1 rRNA gene is annotated in these 586 nt (G+C 52.0%); it reads left to right on the plus strand.

The features are described 5' to 3' along the window. A 23S ribosomal RNA gene (locus ACTNB1_RS14865) occupies positions 1-586 on the plus strand; the annotation flags it as partial.

The following is a 586-nucleotide window of genomic DNA, read 5'->3' on the forward strand; positions in this document are numbered from 1 at the left end:
GTAAGGGACCGAAATTATAGTAGGGAAGTCCGCGATGCTCTGTGGCGAGAAAAGGTGTATGGTATGCTAAGGTGCCCGTACCGCAAACCGACACAGGTAGATGAGGAGAGAATCCTAAGGCCAACGGGAGAAGGGTTGTTAAGGAACTCGGCAAAATGACCCCGTAACTTCGGGATAAGGGGAGCCTCCTACGGGAGGCCGCAGCGAATAGGCCCAAGCGACTGTTTACCAAAAACACAGGTCTCTGCTAAATCGAAAGATGACGTATAGGGGCTGACGCCTGCCCGGTGCTGGAAGGTTAAGAGGAGAGCTTAGCGCAAGCGAAGGTTTGAATCGAAGCCCCAGTAAACGGCGGCCGTAACTATAACGGTCCTAAGGTAGCGAAATTCCTTGTCAGGTAAGTTCTGACCCGCACGAATGGCGTAACGACTTGGGCACTGTCTCAACAGCCCACCCGGCGAAATTGTTGTACTGGTGAAGAAGCCAGTTACCCGCAACTAGACGGAAAGACCCCATGGAGCTTTACTGTAGCTTAATACTGGAATTCGGTAAATCATGTACAGGATAGGTGGGAGGCTTGGAAGCC

The organism is Flavonifractor sp. HCP28S3_F3, assembly GCF_052065355.1.
In the GTDB taxonomy this organism is placed as follows: domain Bacteria; phylum Bacillota; class Clostridia; order Oscillospirales; family Oscillospiraceae; genus Flavonifractor.